Below are 13,563 nucleotides of genomic sequence, written 5' to 3'. Positions count from 1 at the left end.
AAAGAGTAATGGGACAGAAAGTTAACCCCCACGGCCTTCGCGTGGGCGTCATCAAAGACTGGGACTCCCGTTGGTATGCCCGCAATGAGAAAGTGGGCGACCTCCTGGTTGAGGACTACAATCTCCGCCGTGAGCTGAAGAAGCGTCTGTACTCCGCTGGCGTGCCCAAGATCGAGATCGAGCGTGACAACGCCAAGATCCGCATCTATGTGCACTGCGCCCGTCCCGGTGTGGTCATCGGCAAGGGCGGCGAGGAGATCGAGAAGCTGCGCGTGGAGCTGGAGAAGAAGCTGGGCAAGCCCGTTGCCCTCAACATCGTTGAGGTGAAGAACGTGGACACCAACGCTCAGCTGGTGGCTGAGAACATCGCTCAGCAGCTGGAGAAGCGTATTGCTTTCCGCCGTGCCATGAAGAACGCCATGGGCCGTGCTATGCGCATGGGCGCTCTGGGCATCAAGGTGCAGGCTTCCGGCCGTCTCAACGGCGCTGAGATCGCCCGCACCGAGCAGTACCACGACGGTACCATCCCCCTGCAGACCCTGCGTGCCGACATCGAGTACGGCTTTGCTGAGGCTGCCACCACCTACGGCCGCATCGGCATCAAGGTGTGGATCTACAAGGGCGAGGTTCTGACTCAGACCCTGCGCACCACTCCCCGCACCATCGACACCAAGAACTACAAAGAGCGTGAGCAGCGCCCCCGTCGTGACCGCCGCAATGGCGATCGCCGCAACGGTGGTGACCGTCGCCAGGGCGGCTTCAACCGCAATGGCGGCAACCGCCAGGGCCGTCCCGCTGCTAAGGAAGGAGGCGCCCAGTAATGCTGCTGCCTAAGAGAGTTAAGTATCGCCGCGTGCACCGTGGTCGTATGACCGGCGTCGCCACCCGTGGCAACACCATCGCCTACGGTGAGTTCGGCCTGGTGACCACCGAGCCCGCCTGGATCACCGGTAACCAGATCGAGGCCGCCCGTGTGGCCATGACCCGTTACACCAAGCGTGGCGGTAAGGTCTGGATCAAGATCTTCCCCGACAAGCCCGTGACCAAGAAGGCCCTGGGTACCCGAATGGGTTCCGGTAAGGGCGCTCCCGAGTACTGGGTTGCCGTTGTCAAGCCCGGCCGTGTCATGTTTGAGATCGCCGGCGTTTCCGAGGAGGTCGCCCGTGAGGCCCTCCGTCTGGCCAGCCACAAGCTGCCTGTCAAGTGCAAGATTATCAAGAAAGAGACGAATGGTGGTGAATGAAGATGAAAGCTAACGAAGTCCGTAAGATGAGCGCAACCGAGCTGGAGACCAAGCTGGTGGAGCTGAAGAAGGACCTGTTCAACCTCCGTCTTCAGCACGCCACCAATCAGTTGGAGAATCCCATCCGCATCGCAGAGGTTAAGAAAGACATTGCCCGAGTCAAGACCATCCTGCGTGAGCAGCAGGGCCGATAAGGAGGAGTAAACGATGAGCGAAGTGAGAACCTCTTCTCGTAAGACCAGAGTCGGCCTGGTGGTATCGGATAAGATGGATAAGACCGTGGTGGTCGCCATCGCCGACCGCGTGGCCCACCCTCTGTATAAGAAGATTGTCAAGCGCACCTACAAGCTGAAGGCTCACGACGAGCTGAACCAGTGCGGCGTAGGTGACCGTGTTCGTGTGATGGAGACCCGCCCCCTGTCCAAGGACAAGCGTTGGCGTGTGGTCGAGATCATCGAGAAGGCGAAGTAAGAAGGAGGTGCCAGTATGATTCAGGAAGAAAGCTATCTGAAGGTTGCCGACAACACCGGCGCCAAGGAGATCAAGACCATCCGCGTACTGGGCGGCTCCAAGCGCAAGTTTGGTAACATCGGCGACGTGATCGTCGCTTCCGTACGCAAGGCCGCTCCCGGCGGCACCGTGAAGAAGGGCGAAGTGGTCAAGGCCGTTATCGTCCGCTCCAAGCGCGGCGTGCGCCGTGCTGACGGCAGCTATGTGCGTTTCGACGACAACGCCGCCGTCATCATCCGTGACGACAAGAACCCCCGGGGCACCCGTATCTTTGGCCCAGTGGCCCGTGAGCTGCGTGACAAGGACTACATGAAGATCCTGTCCCTGGCTCCCGAAGTGCTGTAAGAGGGGGGTTACGAGGTATGAGTATGAACGTAAAGAAGAACGATACCGTGGTTGTCCTGTCCGGTAAGGACAAGGGCAAGCAGGGCAAGGTGCTCTCCGTCAACCCCGAGGCCGGCAAGGTCATCGTGGAGGGCGTGAGCGTGGCTGCCCGTCACCAGAAGGCTCGCCGTCAGGGCGAGGAGGGTGGCATCGTCAAGAAGGAGACCCCCATCTACGCCTGCAAGGTGATGACCGTGTGCCCCAAGTGCTCCAAGGCCACCCGTGTCGCCCACAAGATCGTGGACGGCAAGAAGGTGCGTGTGTGCAAGCACTGCGGCGCTGAAATCTGAGAAAGAGGAGGAGTATAGAAAATGGCTAACCCCAATTTGAAGGCTAAGTACAATGCCGAGATCGCTCCTGCTCTGATGCAGAAGTTCGGCTACAAGTCCACCATGGAGATCCCCCGCATCCACAAGATCGTGGTGAACGTGGGCTGTGGTGAGGCCCGTGACAACGCCAAGGTTCTGGAGTCCGTGGTGGCCGATCTGGCCGCCATCACCGGCCAGAAGCCCGTTGTGACCCGTGCTAAGAAGTCCGTGGCTAACTTTAAGCTCCGTGAGGGCATGCCCATCGGCGCTAAGGTGACCCTGCGCCAGGACAAGATGTGGGAGTTCATGGATCGTCTGTTCAACGTGGCCCTGCCCCGTGTGCGTGACTTCCGTGGCATCAACCCCAACGCCTTTGACGGCCGCGGCAACTACGCCCTGGGCCTGAAGGAGCAGCTGATCTTCCCCGAGATCGAGTACGATAAGATCGACAAGATCCGCGGCATGGACATCGTCATCTGCACCACTGCCAAGACCGACGAGGAGGCCAAGGAGCTGCTGACTCTCCTGGGTGCCCCCTTCACCACCAACGGTTAATAGAAGGAGGAACCAGCTATGGCTAAGAAGTCTATGATTCTCAAGCAGCAGGCTGAGCCCAAGTTCTCCAGCCGCCGCTACAACCGCTGCAAGATCTGCGGCCGTCCCCACGCCTACCTCCGTGACTACGGCATCTGCCGTATCTGCTTCCGTGAGCTGGCTTACAAGGGCCAGATCCCCGGCGTGAAGAAGGCCTCCTGGTAATTTGCCGCAATTAGGCAAAAAACCGGAGAAAAATTTGGATAACAAGTCCCAGGCGGGGGGTTGCACCCCCGCCTATGGGCATGTTATAATAAATCGTTGGCCACTGTGCCATCGGTAAAAGAGACCCCCAGCGTGGGAAAAGACGGACAAAAGGTCGAAGGAACCAACCTAGCCTTCGATACCTTTCCGCCTGTACGGGTGAGAGCCCGTAAATTTTATAGGAGGTAAGAAATCATGCAAATCACCGATCCCATTGCGGATATGCTCACTCGCATCCGCAACGCGAACAACGCAAAGCATGACACCGTGGATGTTCCTGCTTCTAACATGAAGAAGGCCATCGCTCAGATTCTGCTGGACGAGGGCTACATCAAGAACTTCCAGACCATCAATGATGGTACCCAGGGTGTCATCCGCATCACTCTGAAGTATGTGCAGCCCGGCAAGGAGAAGGCCATCAGCGGCCTGCGCCGGGTGTCCAAGCCCGGCCTGCGTGTGTACGCCGGCGCTGAGGAGCTGCCCCGTGTGCTCCGTGGCCTGGGCATCGCCATCGTGTCCACTTCCAAGGGCGTCATGACCGACAAGAAGGCCCGCGAGGCTCATGTCGGCGGCGAAGTCCTGGCTTTCGTTTGGTAAGGAGGGTATAGGAATGTCTAGAATTGGTAGAGCTCCTATCGCCGTCCCCGCCGGCGTGGAGGTTAGCATTGCTGACAACAACGTTGTCACTGTCAAGGGCCCCAAGGGCACCCTGGTGGAGCAGTTCCACCCCAACATGACCATCGCTCTGGCTGATGGCGTGGTGACTGTCACTCGTCCCAACGACCTGAAGGAGAACCGTGCTCTGCACGGCCTGACCCGCACCCTGGTGAGCAACATGATCGTGGGTGTCACCGAGGGTTACAAGAAGTCCCTGGATGTCAACGGCGTAGGTTACCGTGTGGCTCTGGAGGGCGGCAAGCTGGTGATGAACCTGGGCTTCTCTCACCAGGTCATCATGGAAGCTCCCGAGGGCATCACCATTGAGGTTCCCAACCAGAACCAGATCGTGATCGCAGGCTATGACAAGCAGCTGGTTGGCCAGTTCGCTGCCAAGGTCCGTGAGAAGCGTCCCCCCGAGCCTTACAAGGGCAAGGGTATCAAGTACTCTGACGAGGTCATCCGCCGCAAGGTTGGTAAGACCGGTGCTAAGAAGTAATTAAGGAGGTGTGCCGATTATGATTAACAGACCCAACACTAAGGCTCAGCGCCTGCATCGTCATAAGCGCGTTCGTGGTAAGGTGTCCGGCACCTCCGAGCGTCCCCGTCTGAATGTGTTCCGCAGCGAGACCAACATCTATGCTCAGATCATCGACGACACCAAGGGTGTGACCCTGGTTTCCGCTTCTTCCCTGGAGAAGGGCTTTGAAGGCTCCGGCAGCAACTGTGAAGCTGCCAAGAAGGTGGGCGAGGCCATTGCCGAGCGCGCCCGTGCCAAGGGCATTGAGACCGTTGTGTTCGACCGTGGTGGTTACCTGTACCACGGCCGCGTGAAGGCTCTGGCCGAGGGCGCCCGTGAGGGCGGCCTGCAGTTCTAAGGGAGGAGGAAGAAAATATGGCTCGTTTTGAGAAAGAACCCAAGGAGTTCGTGGAGAAGGTCGTCTACCTGAACCGTGTCTCCAAGACCGTCAAGGGCGGTCGTGTTGCCAAGTTCTCCGCCCTGGTTGTTGTGGGCGACGAGAAGGGCAAGGTCGGCTACGGCCTGGGCAAGGCCGCTGAGGTGGCCGAGGCCATCCGCAAGGGCATCGAGGATGCCAAGAAGAACATGGTGACCGTGACCCTGTCCGGCACCACCATCCCCCACGAGGTCATCGGTGAGTTCGGCGCCGGCCGTGTGCTCCTCAAGCCCGCTTCCAAGGGTACCGGCATCATCGCCGGCGGCCCCGTGCGTGCTGTGATGGAGGCCGCTGGTGTGTCCGACATCCGTGCCAAGTGCCTGCGCACCAACAACCCCCAGAACGTGGTGGCTGCCACCATGGCTGGTCTGAAGGCTCTGCGCAGCCCCGCTGAAGTCGCTCGTATCCGCGGCAAGAGCGTGGAAGAAATCATCGGTTAAGGAGGCTCACGACTATGGCTAACACTGTTGAGATTAAGCTCGTCAAGAGCCTGAACGGCCGTCTGGCCAAGCACAAGGCCACTGCCGAGGCTCTGGGCCTGCGTCACATCGGCGATGTGACCGTGCAGCCCGACAACGCTGCTACCCGCGGCAAGATTGCCGCCATCGGTTACCTGCTCCAGGTCACCGAGAACGCCTAAGGAGGTGCCCGATATGAATCTGCATACTCTCTCTCCCGCCGCTGGTTCCACCCAGGTGGGTAAGCGCAAGGGCCGCGGCCCCGGTTCCGGCAACGGCAAGACTGCCGGCCGTGGCCACAAGGGTCAGTGGGCTCGTTCCGGCGGCGGTGTCCGTCCCGGCTTCGAGGGCGGCCAGATGCCTCTGGCCCGCCGTCTGCCCAAGCGTGGTTTTAACAACATCTTTGCCAAGCGTCTGGAGACCATCAATGTCTCCGCTCTGAACAAGTTCGAGGATGGCGCCACCGTCAACGTCTGCGACCTGCTGGAGCAGGGCATCCTCTCCAAGTGCGAGTACGGCGTTAAGGTGCTGGGCAACGGCGAGATTACCAAGAAGCTCACCGTGCGTGCTTCCGCTTTTTCCGCCTCCGCCAAAGAGAAGATCGAAAAGGCAGGCGGTACAGCGGAGGTGATCTGAAATGATTCAGACCATCCGTAGTGCCTGGAAGGTGCAAGAGCTGCGCAACAAGCTGCTGTTTACCATCTTTGCTCTGCTGATTTTCCGGGTTGGCTCCGCCATTCCCGTCCCCTTCATTGATACCAAGACTCTGAGTGATTACATCACCTCTCAGTCTTCCAGTATCTTCAGTCTGCTCAACGTCATGAGCGGCGACGCCTTTGCACAGGCCACCGTCTTCGCTCTGTCCATCCAGCCCTACATCAACAGCTCCATTATCATTCAGCTGTTGACCATCGCCATCCCCGCTCTGGAGAAGATGGCCAAGGAAGAGGGCGAGGAGGGCAAGAAGAAGATCGCCGCCATCACCCGCTATGCCACTGTGGCCATCGCCCTGCTTCAGGCCTTTGGCTACTACACCCTCATCAACTCCTACGGTCTGGTGGAGGGTGGCCTGTGGCCCGCATTCGTCATCGTTGTCAGCTTCACCGCCGGTTCCGCCTTCCTGATGTGGCTGGGCGAGCAGATCACCGAGTTCGGCGTGGGCAACGGTATCTCCATCATCCTGTTCGGCGGCATCATTGCCCGTGGACCCCAGATGGTTTACAGCATGGTGATGGGCGTGCGGGTGTGGATGACCGGAGCTGACAGCTCCACCTATTCCTCTCTGCACCCCGCCTTCATCCCCCTGATCCTGGTGGGTATGCTGCTGCTGGTGGTGTTCATCGTGTTCATCACCAACTCCGAGCGTCGGGTGCCCGTGCAGTACGCCAAGCGTGTGGTGGGCCGCAAGATGTACGGCGGTCAGTCCAGCCATATTCCCATCAAGGTGAATATGTCCGGCGTGATGCCCATCATCTTCGCTCAGGCCATTGCCTCCATCCCCGCCACCATCGGCATGTTTGTGCCCTCCGCTCAGACCGAGGGCTCCGGCTGGAACACCTTCCTGAAGGTGTTTGACTCCAACGGCCTCATTTACTGCGTGGTGTACTTCCTGCTGATCGTGCTGTTCAGCTACTTCTACAACACCATCCAGTTCAACCCCGTGGAGATCTCCAACAACCTGAAGAAGAACGGCGGCTTCATCCCCGGCTTCCGTCCCGGCAAGCCCACCGCCGACTTCCTGGCTAAGGTCATTGCCCGCCTGACCATGTTTGGCGCCGTGTATCTGGCTGTGGTGGCTCTGCTGCCCGCCATCACCGGCAACATCATGCTGGCCTTCGGCAGCACGGCCGGTCGTGGTCTGGCCATCGGCGGTACCTCCATCATCATTGTGGTGGGCGTCGCCCTGGAGACCGTGAAGGCCCTGGAGGCCCAGCTGATGATGCGCCACTACAAGGGCTTCCTTGAGTAATTGGAGAAGGTGAAGAAGATGAAGCTGATTATGCTGGGCGCCCCCGGCGCCGGTAAGGGAACTCAGGCCGCTATCTTGAGCGAGAAGCTGGGTATTCCCACCATTTCCACTGGTAACATCCTCCGGGCTGCCGTGAAGAACGGCACCCCCGTGGGATTGCAGGCCAAGAGCTACATGGACGCTGGTAAGCTGGTCCCCGACCAGGTCATCATCGACATCGTAGCCGAGCGTTTGGCCCAAGACGATTGCTCCAAGGGTTATATCCTGGACGGCGTGCCCCGCACCATCGCCCAGGCCGAGGCTCTGGAGCAGGCCGGCGTGGTGTTCGACCACGTCCTGTCCATCGAGATCTCTGACGAGGAGATCAAGCAGCGTATGAGCGGCCGCCGCTTCTGCGCCTCCTGCGGCGCCACCTACCACATCGTCAACGCTCCTTCCCAGGTGGAGGGCGTGTGCGACAAGTGCGGCGGCGTGCTGGAGCTGCGGGACGACGACAAGCCCGAGACCGTCCAGCACCGCCTGGAGGTCTACCACGCTGAGACCGAGCCTCTCAAGGCCTTCTATGCTGAGCGCAATCTGCTGTGCTCTGTGGACAATCAGTCCAGCATCGAGGCCACCACGGAGGTCATCGAGAAAGCTCTGGGGATCTAACCATGGAGCTCATTACGCTCAAGTCGTCCAGAGAGCTGGACGCAATGCGCAAGGCAGGCCGCATCGCTGCCCAGGCCAGGGAACTGGCCGGGCGGATGGTGGCCCCTGGCGTGTCCACGTTAGACATTGATACCGCGGTGCGCAAGTTCATCGAGAGCCAGGGAGCGAAACCTTCCTTCCTGGGGTACGGCGGATTTTCCGGATCTGCCTGCATCTCGGTCAACGACGTGGTCATCCACGGCATCCCTTCCAAGAAGGTGGTGCTGCGTGAGGGTGACATCGTCAGCGTAGACGTGGGTGCCTGCATCGATGGTTTCCATGGCGACTGTGCCGCCACCTATCCCTGCGGGGAGATCTCCGACGAGGCCCGTCGCCTCATTGAGGTCACCCAGCAGAGCTTCTGGGAAGGCATGAAGCACGCCAAAGCGGGTCAGCGAGTGTCTGATATCTCCCATGCGGTTCAAAAGTATGTGGAGAGCTACGGGTATTCCGTGGTTCGGGACTTCGTTGGCCACGGTGTGGGCGCGAAACTCCACGAGGCCCCCGAGGTGCCCAACTACGGCCCCGCTGGCCACGGCCCCCGGCTCCAGCCCGGCATGACCATTGCCGTGGAGCCCATGGTGTGTGCCGGTGACTGGCAGGTAAAGGTGCTCAAAGACGGCTGGACCACCGTGACGGTGGACGGCTCTCTGGCGGCCCATTACGAGAATACCGTACTCATCACCGACGGCGAGGTTGAAATTCTCACCCAGTGCGGAGAGATGTGATATGAGTTTCAAACCAGCCCAAATCGTGCGCTCCCGCAGCGGCCATGACAAGGATCAACTGTTCTTGGTCCTGGCTGTGGATGGCAGCTTTGTGCTGCTTGCCGACGGGAAGCGGCGGCGGGTGGAGCGCCCCAAGCGCAAGAACGTCAAGCACGTTCAGCCGGTGGGGGAGTTTCACCACCATCCAACCATCGAAAAAGTCCGGGCCGGCGAGGCTGTGGGCAACCGAGAGCTGCGTGCAGCGCTGGCGGCCATCCGGGACGAAATGGAGGTATGAAGCTTTGGCGAAGGACGATATGATCGAGCTGGAGGGCGTCGTCACCGAGGCCCTGCCCAATACAACTTTTAATGTGGACATCGGGAATGGACACATCATCCTGGCCCACATTTCCGGCAAGCTGCGGATGAACTTCATCCGCATCCTGCCCGGCGACAAGGTCACCGTACAGATGTCGCCCTACGACCTGACCAGGGGTCGCATCACCTGGCGAAGCAAGTAAGACAAACACGACCGAGAAGGGCCGGGGCCTTGCCTCCGCCCGACTCGGGGCCATCAGGCATTCACAGGAGGTTAACCGATATGAAAGTAAGACCGTCTGTCAAGCCCATGTGCGAGAAGTGCAAGATCATTAAGCGCAAGGGCAAAGTTATGGTCATTTGTGAAAACCCCAAGCACAAGCAGAGACAAGGTTAAAGGAGGGGCAAGAAGAATATGGCACGTATTGCAGGTATTGATCTGCCTAAGGAGAAGCGAGTCGAGATCGGACTCACCTATATCTATGGCATTGGCCGCACCAGCGCTTCTAAGATTCTGGAGAAGGCCGGCATCAACCCCGACACCCGCGTGAAGGACCTCACCGACGCTGATGAGGCCAAGCTGCGTGAGATCATCGGCCACGAGTATGTGGTTGAGGGCGATCTGCGCCGTAACGTGGCAATGGACATCAAGCGTCTGACCGAGATCGGCTGCTACCGTGGTGTCCGTCACCGCAAGGGCTTGCCCGTCCGTGGCCAGCGCTCCAAGACCAACGCTCGTACCCGCAAGGGTCCCAAGCGCACCGTGGCTAACAAGAAGAAGTAAGGAGGGATTAGACACATGGCTACTGCTAAGAAAGTGATCAAGCGCCGTCGTGAGCGCAAGAACGTGGAGAAGGGTCAGGTGCACATCCGCTCCTCCTTCAACAACACCATGGTTACCGTGACCGATATGCAGGGCAACGCCCTGTCCTGGGCTTCCTCCGGCGAGATGGGCTTCCGTGGCTCTCGTAAGTCCACCCCCTTCGCCGCCCAGACCGCTGCTGAGACTGCCGCCAACGCTGCCATCGAGCAGTGCGGCCTCAAGAGCGTCGAGGTGTACGTGAAGGGTCCCGGCCAGGGCCGTGAGGCCGCCATCCGGGCTCTGCAGGCCGTGGGCCTGGAGGTCACCCTGATCAAGGACGTGACTCCCGTCCCCCACAACGGCTGCCGTCCCCCCAAGCGCCGCCGCGTGTAATCTGGAAGGAGGAAAAGCAATATGGCTAAGAATATGCAGCCCTATCTGAAGCGTTGCAGAACCCTGGGCATTTCTCCCGCTGTCATGGGCGTGAACAAGGAGTCCAACCGGAATCCCGGCCCCCAGCGGAGAAGCAAGAAGAGCGAGTACGCTCTGCAGCTGACCGAGAAGCAGAAGGTGAAGTTCATCTACGGCGTGCTGGAGAAGCAGTTCCGCTCCTACTATGAGAAGGCCGCTCGCATGAAGGGTAACACCGGCGATGAGCTGATGACCCTGCTGGAGCGCCGTCTGGACAACGTGGTGTACCGTCTGGGCCTGGCCAGCACCCGCCGTGAGGCTCGTCAGCTGGTCAACCACGGTCACTTTACCGTGGGCGGCAAGCGGGTGAACATCCCCTCCTACCTGGTGAAGGTGGGCGAGGAGATCGCCGTTTGTGAGAAGAGCCGTTCCTCCGCCAAGTTCAAGAAGCTGGTGGAGGAGGACAAGTTCGTGGCCGCTCCCGCCTGGCTGGAGAAGACCAAGAACGCTCCTCTCCAGGGCAAGGTCGTGGCCATGCCCACCCGTGAGGACATCGACTTCGACGTCGCCGTCAACCTGATCGTGGAGTTGTACTCCAAGTAATCGTCACCCTCAAGCAGTTCGCAACCGTTTTTGGAAGCTACGCCACAGTAAAAGGAGGGTATTCACGATATGGTAGAAATTCAGAAGCCGCGCATTGAGTGCATCGAGAACGTGGGTGAGGAGACTTACGGCAAGTATGTCGTAGAGCCTCTGGAGCGGGGCTACGGCACCACCATTGGCAACTCCCTGCGCCGCATTCTTCTGTCCTCTCTGCCCGGCACCGCAGTGACCACGGTGAAAATCGCCGGCGTCCAGCACGAGTTCTCCACCATCCCCGGGGTGAAGGAGGACGTGACCCAGATCGTTCTGAACATCAAGGGCATCATCGCCAAGCTGTATAGCGAAGGGATCAAGACCGTCTATATCGAGGCCTCCGGTGAGGGGGTCGTAACCGCCGGTGACATCAAGGCCGACAGCGATGTGGAGATTCTCAACCCCGAGCACCACATCGCCACCCTGGGCCCCGACGCCACCCTGAACATGGAGCTGACCTTGTCTCAGGGCCGTGGCTACGTCACCGCCGACCGGAACAAGAACGCTCAGACTGTCATCGGTGTCATTCCCGTGGACTCTGTGTACACCCCTGTGCGCAAGGTCAACTACACCGTGGAGAACACCCGTGTGGGTGATGCCACCGACTATGACAAGCTGACCCTGGAGGTTTGGACCAACGGCACCATCTCCGCCCGGGACGCTGTTTCCCTGGGCGCCCGCATCCTGCTGGACCACTTCACCCTCTTCACCGATCTCTCTGAGACCATGGGCTCCAAGTCCACCGTGGTGGAGAAGGCTGAGACCCAGCGTGATAAGGTGCTGGAGCTGACCATCGAGGAGCTGGATCTGTCCGTCCGTTCCTTCAACTGCCTCAAGCGTGCCAACATCAACACCGTGGAGGACTTGATCTCCAAGACCGAGGACGAGATGATGAAGGTGCGCAACCTGGGCCGCAAGTCCCTGGAAGAGGTCATCAACAAGCTGGCTATGATGGGTCTGTCCCTGGCCAGCGAAGAGGTTTAATTAGCACGGTGCGTGGTACGGGGAGTTCTCCCCGTACCGCCCCGGCTCAACGGCAGGGCGAGGGTATGTAACGTTCCGCCTCACCCACACCCAACGGTGTCCCCTTTGGGGTGTCAGAACGAATTTATGTAAGATCTCGCAACGCGAGGTCGGAGGAGTGTTAAAAATGGCACAGAACCGTAAACTGGGTAAGACCAGCGACCAGCGCCGCGCCATGCTGCGCGCCATGACCACCTACCTGTTGGAGAATGGTCAGATTAAGACCACCTACGCCCGCGCCAAGGAGGTCGCCCCCATTGCCGAGAAGATGATCACCCTGGCTAAGAAGAACAACCTGGCTTCTTACCGTCAGGCTCTCAGCTACATCACCAAGGAAGATGTGGCTAAGAAGCTCTTCGACGAGATCGGCCCCAAGTATGCTGACCGCAATGGCGGCTATACCCGAGTGCTGAAGATGGGCCCCCGTCGCGGCGACGCCGCCGAGATGGCTATCATCCAGCTGGTGTAATGCAAAAAAGAAGTGCCTCAGAAGTTTTGCTTCTGAGGCACTTCTTTTTTGCAATGAATAATGAGAGATGAAGAATGATGGTGTGCCGCTATGCGGCACGGATTTTCAAGACATGCCAGGCCCCAGGGCCTGTCATTTTTCATAATTTCAATAAAAACATTTGGAGAAGCATATACAAGTTATACCAAGTGTGGTATACTCACCCCACAGGGGTGCGTCTGAAACAGAGCGCACACGAAAACCCAAGGACAAAGGGGGAAAGACCATGAAAAAGCGGAGTGTGTTGGCCACAGGACTGGCTGCGGGTCTGTTGGCCGGTGCCCTATGCGGCTGCGGCAGTCTCAGTTTGAATCTGGGAGGCCAAGAGGATCGCATGGAGAACTATGTGCAAGGGTACCTGGATCTCACCTATTTGGGGCAGTTCAATGACGATTACATGGAAGAGATGGAGCTGACCCAGGAGGAGGCTCAGGAGCGGTATGAGCAGGGCTTGCAGGTGGAGGTGGAGTTCTTTGAGCAGGGTGTGGGGCTTTTTGACTACCCCAATGAGGAGACCGAAGCCCGCCTGACCCAGCTGTACCAGGAGATTTACAGCCACAGCGACTACACCGTGGTGTCCTCCAACAAGCTGGAGAGCGGCAACTACGCCGTGGAGGTCACGGTGCGCCCCATTGATATCATGACCAAATTCACCCCGGAGGACTTCCAGGAGGTGTTTACCCAGGTGCTCAGTGAGCAGGGGATCACCACCCAGGAGCAGCTGGAGGCCATGAGCGAAGCAGACTACCAGGAGCTGGACAACGTTTACGCCCAGAGAGTCATGGACATGGTGGAAGCAGAGCTGCCCAATGTGGGACACGGGGAAGAGGAGTCCTTTGTGGTACAGATCCAGGACGACGGAGATATGTGGACTCCGGTACAGGAGGACTTTGATGCCATTGACATGGCCATGATCGATTACAGCAACTTTGGATATTGAGATACCCATGAACGGGGCCTGATGCAAAATATGCACATAGCAAACGGGGCCGGAGAACGCTGACACGTTCTCCGGCCCCGTCAGACTGTCGAAAAACATAAACATCATGCAGGAAGTCCTGACCATCTTATATGGGGAAAAGCCCTCGGCAGAGTTTTCCCGCCCCCAGGCGGGAAAATAAATTGAAATCCTGTTTTTTCCGGGGACATGCGCATCGGAAAAAACACTTCTCAGCCCGCCAGTGT

The 13,563-nt window shown here is 59.0% G+C and carries 26 protein-coding genes; all 26 read left to right on the top strand.

Annotation, left to right across the window (positions count from 1 at the left end):
* The first annotated feature begins 8 nt into the window (after positions 1 to 8).
* The 26 genes from rpsC to H9X86_RS06795 all read left to right on the top strand — a co-directional run bounded on the left by rpsC (position 9) and on the right by H9X86_RS06795 (position 13,318).
* A complete protein-coding gene (gene rpsC / locus H9X86_RS06920) occupies positions 9 to 821 on the top strand; it encodes a 30S ribosomal protein S3 (protein ID WP_204900815.1) in 813 nt (270 codons plus the stop codon).
* Positions 821 to 1,243 carry a 50S ribosomal protein L16 gene (gene rplP / locus H9X86_RS06915; protein ID WP_087230536.1) on the top strand — a complete coding sequence of 141 codons (423 nt, stop codon included), beginning with the start codon at positions 821 to 823 and terminating at the stop codon, positions 1,241 to 1,243. The genes rpsC and rplP overlap by 1 nt, the downstream gene beginning before the upstream one ends.
* 2 nt (positions 1,244 to 1,245) lie before the next feature.
* Entirely contained in the window at positions 1,246 to 1,437 is a 192-nt protein-coding gene (gene rpmC, locus H9X86_RS06910) for a 50S ribosomal protein L29 (protein WP_143482197.1), read from the top strand.
* A 13-nt stretch (positions 1,438 to 1,450) separates the two neighbouring features.
* Positions 1,451 to 1,714, top strand: a complete 264-nt coding sequence (rpsQ, locus tag H9X86_RS06905; RefSeq protein WP_087230530.1) for a 30S ribosomal protein S17 — start codon at positions 1,451 to 1,453, stop codon at positions 1,712 to 1,714.
* A 15-nt stretch (positions 1,715 to 1,729) separates the two neighbouring features.
* Positions 1,730 to 2,098 carry a 50S ribosomal protein L14 gene (gene rplN, locus H9X86_RS06900; RefSeq protein ID WP_204900814.1) on the top strand — a complete coding sequence of 123 codons (369 nt, stop codon included), beginning with the start codon at positions 1,730 to 1,732 and terminating at the stop codon, positions 2,096 to 2,098.
* Between the two features lie 17 nt (positions 2,099 to 2,115).
* Positions 2,116 to 2,427 carry a 50S ribosomal protein L24 gene (gene rplX / locus H9X86_RS06895; protein WP_243416874.1) on the top strand — a complete coding sequence of 104 codons (312 nt, stop codon included), beginning with the start codon at positions 2,116 to 2,118 and terminating at the stop codon, positions 2,425 to 2,427.
* Positions 2,428 to 2,448: 21 nt separating this feature from the next.
* Positions 2,449 to 3,000 (top strand): 50S ribosomal protein L5, encoded by a 552-nt coding sequence (gene rplE / locus H9X86_RS06890; RefSeq protein WP_204900813.1) that lies wholly within the window; start codon positions 2,449 to 2,451, stop codon positions 2,998 to 3,000.
* A gap of 18 nt (positions 3,001 to 3,018) precedes the next feature.
* Entirely contained in the window at positions 3,019 to 3,204 is a 186-nt protein-coding gene (locus tag H9X86_RS06885) for a type Z 30S ribosomal protein S14 (protein WP_080906393.1), read from the top strand.
* 234 nt (positions 3,205 to 3,438) lie between these two features.
* A complete protein-coding gene (rpsH, locus tag H9X86_RS06880) occupies positions 3,439 to 3,840 on the top strand; it encodes a 30S ribosomal protein S8 (protein ID WP_204900812.1) in 402 nt (133 codons plus the stop codon).
* Positions 3,841 to 3,853: 13 nt separating this feature from the next.
* Positions 3,854 to 4,399, top strand: a complete 546-nt coding sequence (rplF, locus tag H9X86_RS06875) for a 50S ribosomal protein L6 (protein WP_204900811.1) — start codon at positions 3,854 to 3,856, stop codon at positions 4,397 to 4,399.
* A gap of 19 nt (positions 4,400 to 4,418) precedes the next feature.
* Positions 4,419 to 4,778, top strand: coding sequence for a 50S ribosomal protein L18 (gene rplR / locus H9X86_RS06870; protein ID WP_087391754.1), 360 nt, complete (start codon positions 4,419 to 4,421; stop codon positions 4,776 to 4,778).
* 17 nt (positions 4,779 to 4,795) lie between these two features.
* Positions 4,796 to 5,296, top strand: a complete 501-nt coding sequence (gene rpsE / locus H9X86_RS06865) for a 30S ribosomal protein S5 (protein WP_087230510.1) — start codon at positions 4,796 to 4,798, stop codon at positions 5,294 to 5,296.
* A 14-nt stretch (positions 5,297 to 5,310) separates the two neighbouring features.
* Entirely contained in the window at positions 5,311 to 5,496 is a 186-nt protein-coding gene (gene rpmD, locus H9X86_RS06860) for a 50S ribosomal protein L30 (protein ID WP_087258291.1), read from the top strand.
* A gap of 13 nt (positions 5,497 to 5,509) precedes the next feature.
* A complete protein-coding gene (gene rplO / locus H9X86_RS06855; protein WP_204900810.1) occupies positions 5,510 to 5,950 on the top strand; it encodes a 50S ribosomal protein L15 in 441 nt (146 codons plus the stop codon).
* A gap of 1 nt (position 5,951) precedes the next feature.
* On the top strand, positions 5,952 to 7,283 hold the full coding sequence (secY, locus tag H9X86_RS06850; protein ID WP_204900809.1) for a preprotein translocase subunit SecY: 1,332 nt from the start codon (positions 5,952 to 5,954) through the stop codon (positions 7,281 to 7,283).
* A gap of 18 nt (positions 7,284 to 7,301) precedes the next feature.
* The gene (locus H9X86_RS06845; RefSeq protein ID WP_204900808.1) at positions 7,302 to 7,934 is read left to right on the top strand and encodes an adenylate kinase; all 633 of its coding nucleotides are present in this window, start codon (positions 7,302 to 7,304) and stop codon (positions 7,932 to 7,934) included.
* A 2-nt stretch (positions 7,935 to 7,936) separates the two neighbouring features.
* Entirely contained in the window at positions 7,937 to 8,701 is a 765-nt protein-coding gene (gene map / locus H9X86_RS06840; RefSeq protein WP_204900807.1) for a type I methionyl aminopeptidase, read from the top strand.
* Position 8,702: 1 nt separating this feature from the next.
* Positions 8,703 to 8,978: a KOW domain-containing RNA-binding protein gene (locus H9X86_RS06835; protein ID WP_204900806.1), complete on the top strand. Its 276-nt coding sequence runs from the start codon at positions 8,703 to 8,705 to the stop codon at positions 8,976 to 8,978.
* Positions 8,979 to 8,982: 4 nt separating this feature from the next.
* Positions 8,983 to 9,201 (top strand): translation initiation factor IF-1, encoded by a 219-nt coding sequence (infA, locus tag H9X86_RS06830; protein WP_087230495.1) that lies wholly within the window; start codon positions 8,983 to 8,985, stop codon positions 9,199 to 9,201.
* A gap of 80 nt (positions 9,202 to 9,281) precedes the next feature.
* On the top strand, positions 9,282 to 9,395 hold the full coding sequence (gene rpmJ, locus H9X86_RS06825) for a 50S ribosomal protein L36 (RefSeq protein ID WP_006573428.1): 114 nt from the start codon (positions 9,282 to 9,284) through the stop codon (positions 9,393 to 9,395).
* A gap of 18 nt (positions 9,396 to 9,413) precedes the next feature.
* Entirely contained in the window at positions 9,414 to 9,782 is a 369-nt protein-coding gene (gene rpsM / locus H9X86_RS06820) for a 30S ribosomal protein S13 (protein WP_204900805.1), read from the top strand.
* 15 nt (positions 9,783 to 9,797) lie between these two features.
* On the top strand, positions 9,798 to 10,193 hold the full coding sequence (gene rpsK, locus H9X86_RS06815; RefSeq protein WP_087230488.1) for a 30S ribosomal protein S11: 396 nt from the start codon (positions 9,798 to 9,800) through the stop codon (positions 10,191 to 10,193).
* Between the two features lie 21 nt (positions 10,194 to 10,214).
* Positions 10,215 to 10,814: a 30S ribosomal protein S4 gene (gene rpsD / locus H9X86_RS06810; RefSeq protein ID WP_204900804.1), complete on the top strand. Its 600-nt coding sequence runs from the start codon at positions 10,215 to 10,217 to the stop codon at positions 10,812 to 10,814.
* A 69-nt stretch (positions 10,815 to 10,883) separates the two neighbouring features.
* Complete coding sequence (locus H9X86_RS06805) at positions 10,884 to 11,831, top strand: DNA-directed RNA polymerase subunit alpha (RefSeq protein ID WP_204900803.1); 948 nt, start codon at positions 10,884 to 10,886, stop codon at positions 11,829 to 11,831.
* A gap of 166 nt (positions 11,832 to 11,997) precedes the next feature.
* Entirely contained in the window at positions 11,998 to 12,339 is a 342-nt protein-coding gene (gene rplQ / locus H9X86_RS06800; RefSeq protein WP_087258318.1) for a 50S ribosomal protein L17, read from the top strand.
* A 265-nt stretch (positions 12,340 to 12,604) separates the two neighbouring features.
* Positions 12,605 to 13,318, top strand: coding sequence for a hypothetical protein (locus tag H9X86_RS06795; protein WP_204900802.1), 714 nt, complete (start codon positions 12,605 to 12,607; stop codon positions 13,316 to 13,318).
* Positions 13,319 to 13,563 lie beyond the last annotated feature (245 nt).

Source organism: Pseudoflavonifractor capillosus (assembly GCF_016902575.1).
GTDB classification, from domain to species: Bacteria; Bacillota; Clostridia; order Oscillospirales; family Oscillospiraceae; genus Enterenecus; species Enterenecus capillosus_A.
The sequence above is the reverse complement of the archived record's forward strand: the minus strand, read 5'-3'. Positions and strand labels throughout refer to the sequence as shown.

What these genes read in the sequence shown, in the direction of transcription:
- rpsE (WP_087230510.1), top strand. Translation starts at nt 4,796, where the DNA reads ATGGCTCGTTTTGAGAAAGAACCCAAGGAGTTCGTGGAGAAGGTCGTC.
- rplX (WP_243416874.1), top strand. Translation starts at nt 2,116, where the DNA reads ATGAGTATGAACGTAAAGAAGAACGATACCGTGGTTGTCCTGTCCGGT.
- rpsQ (WP_087230530.1), top strand. Translation starts at nt 1,451, where the DNA reads ATGAGCGAAGTGAGAACCTCTTCTCGTAAGACCAGAGTCGGCCTGGTG.
- map (WP_204900807.1), top strand. Translation starts at nt 7,937, where the DNA reads ATGGAGCTCATTACGCTCAAGTCGTCCAGAGAGCTGGACGCAATGCGC.
- H9X86_RS06845 (WP_204900808.1), top strand. Translation starts at nt 7,302, where the DNA reads ATGAAGCTGATTATGCTGGGCGCCCCCGGCGCCGGTAAGGGAACTCAG.
- H9X86_RS06795 (WP_204900802.1), top strand. Translation starts at nt 12,605, where the DNA reads ATGAAAAAGCGGAGTGTGTTGGCCACAGGACTGGCTGCGGGTCTGTTG.
- rpmC (WP_143482197.1), top strand. Translation starts at nt 1,246, where the DNA reads ATGAAAGCTAACGAAGTCCGTAAGATGAGCGCAACCGAGCTGGAGACC.
- rplN (WP_204900814.1), top strand. Translation starts at nt 1,730, where the DNA reads ATGATTCAGGAAGAAAGCTATCTGAAGGTTGCCGACAACACCGGCGCC.
- secY (WP_204900809.1), top strand. Translation starts at nt 5,952, where the DNA reads ATGATTCAGACCATCCGTAGTGCCTGGAAGGTGCAAGAGCTGCGCAAC.
- rpsD (WP_204900804.1), top strand. Translation starts at nt 10,215, where the DNA reads ATGGCTAAGAATATGCAGCCCTATCTGAAGCGTTGCAGAACCCTGGGC.
- H9X86_RS06885 (WP_080906393.1), top strand. Translation starts at nt 3,019, where the DNA reads ATGGCTAAGAAGTCTATGATTCTCAAGCAGCAGGCTGAGCCCAAGTTC.
- H9X86_RS06805 (WP_204900803.1), top strand. Translation starts at nt 10,884, where the DNA reads ATGGTAGAAATTCAGAAGCCGCGCATTGAGTGCATCGAGAACGTGGGT.
- rplO (WP_204900810.1), top strand. Translation starts at nt 5,510, where the DNA reads ATGAATCTGCATACTCTCTCTCCCGCCGCTGGTTCCACCCAGGTGGGT.
- rpsK (WP_087230488.1), top strand. Translation starts at nt 9,798, where the DNA reads ATGGCTACTGCTAAGAAAGTGATCAAGCGCCGTCGTGAGCGCAAGAAC.
- rpmJ (WP_006573428.1), top strand. Translation starts at nt 9,282, where the DNA reads ATGAAAGTAAGACCGTCTGTCAAGCCCATGTGCGAGAAGTGCAAGATC.
- rpmD (WP_087258291.1), top strand. Translation starts at nt 5,311, where the DNA reads ATGGCTAACACTGTTGAGATTAAGCTCGTCAAGAGCCTGAACGGCCGT.
- rpsM (WP_204900805.1), top strand. Translation starts at nt 9,414, where the DNA reads ATGGCACGTATTGCAGGTATTGATCTGCCTAAGGAGAAGCGAGTCGAG.
- H9X86_RS06835 (WP_204900806.1), top strand. Translation starts at nt 8,703, where the DNA reads ATGAGTTTCAAACCAGCCCAAATCGTGCGCTCCCGCAGCGGCCATGAC.
- rpsC (WP_204900815.1), top strand. Translation starts at nt 9, where the DNA reads ATGGGACAGAAAGTTAACCCCCACGGCCTTCGCGTGGGCGTCATCAAA.
- rplE (WP_204900813.1), top strand. Translation starts at nt 2,449, where the DNA reads ATGGCTAACCCCAATTTGAAGGCTAAGTACAATGCCGAGATCGCTCCT.
- rplF (WP_204900811.1), top strand. Translation starts at nt 3,854, where the DNA reads ATGTCTAGAATTGGTAGAGCTCCTATCGCCGTCCCCGCCGGCGTGGAG.
- rplR (WP_087391754.1), top strand. Translation starts at nt 4,419, where the DNA reads ATGATTAACAGACCCAACACTAAGGCTCAGCGCCTGCATCGTCATAAG.
- rplQ (WP_087258318.1), top strand. Translation starts at nt 11,998, where the DNA reads ATGGCACAGAACCGTAAACTGGGTAAGACCAGCGACCAGCGCCGCGCC.
- rplP (WP_087230536.1), top strand. Translation starts at nt 821, where the DNA reads ATGCTGCTGCCTAAGAGAGTTAAGTATCGCCGCGTGCACCGTGGTCGT.
- rpsH (WP_204900812.1), top strand. Translation starts at nt 3,439, where the DNA reads ATGCAAATCACCGATCCCATTGCGGATATGCTCACTCGCATCCGCAAC.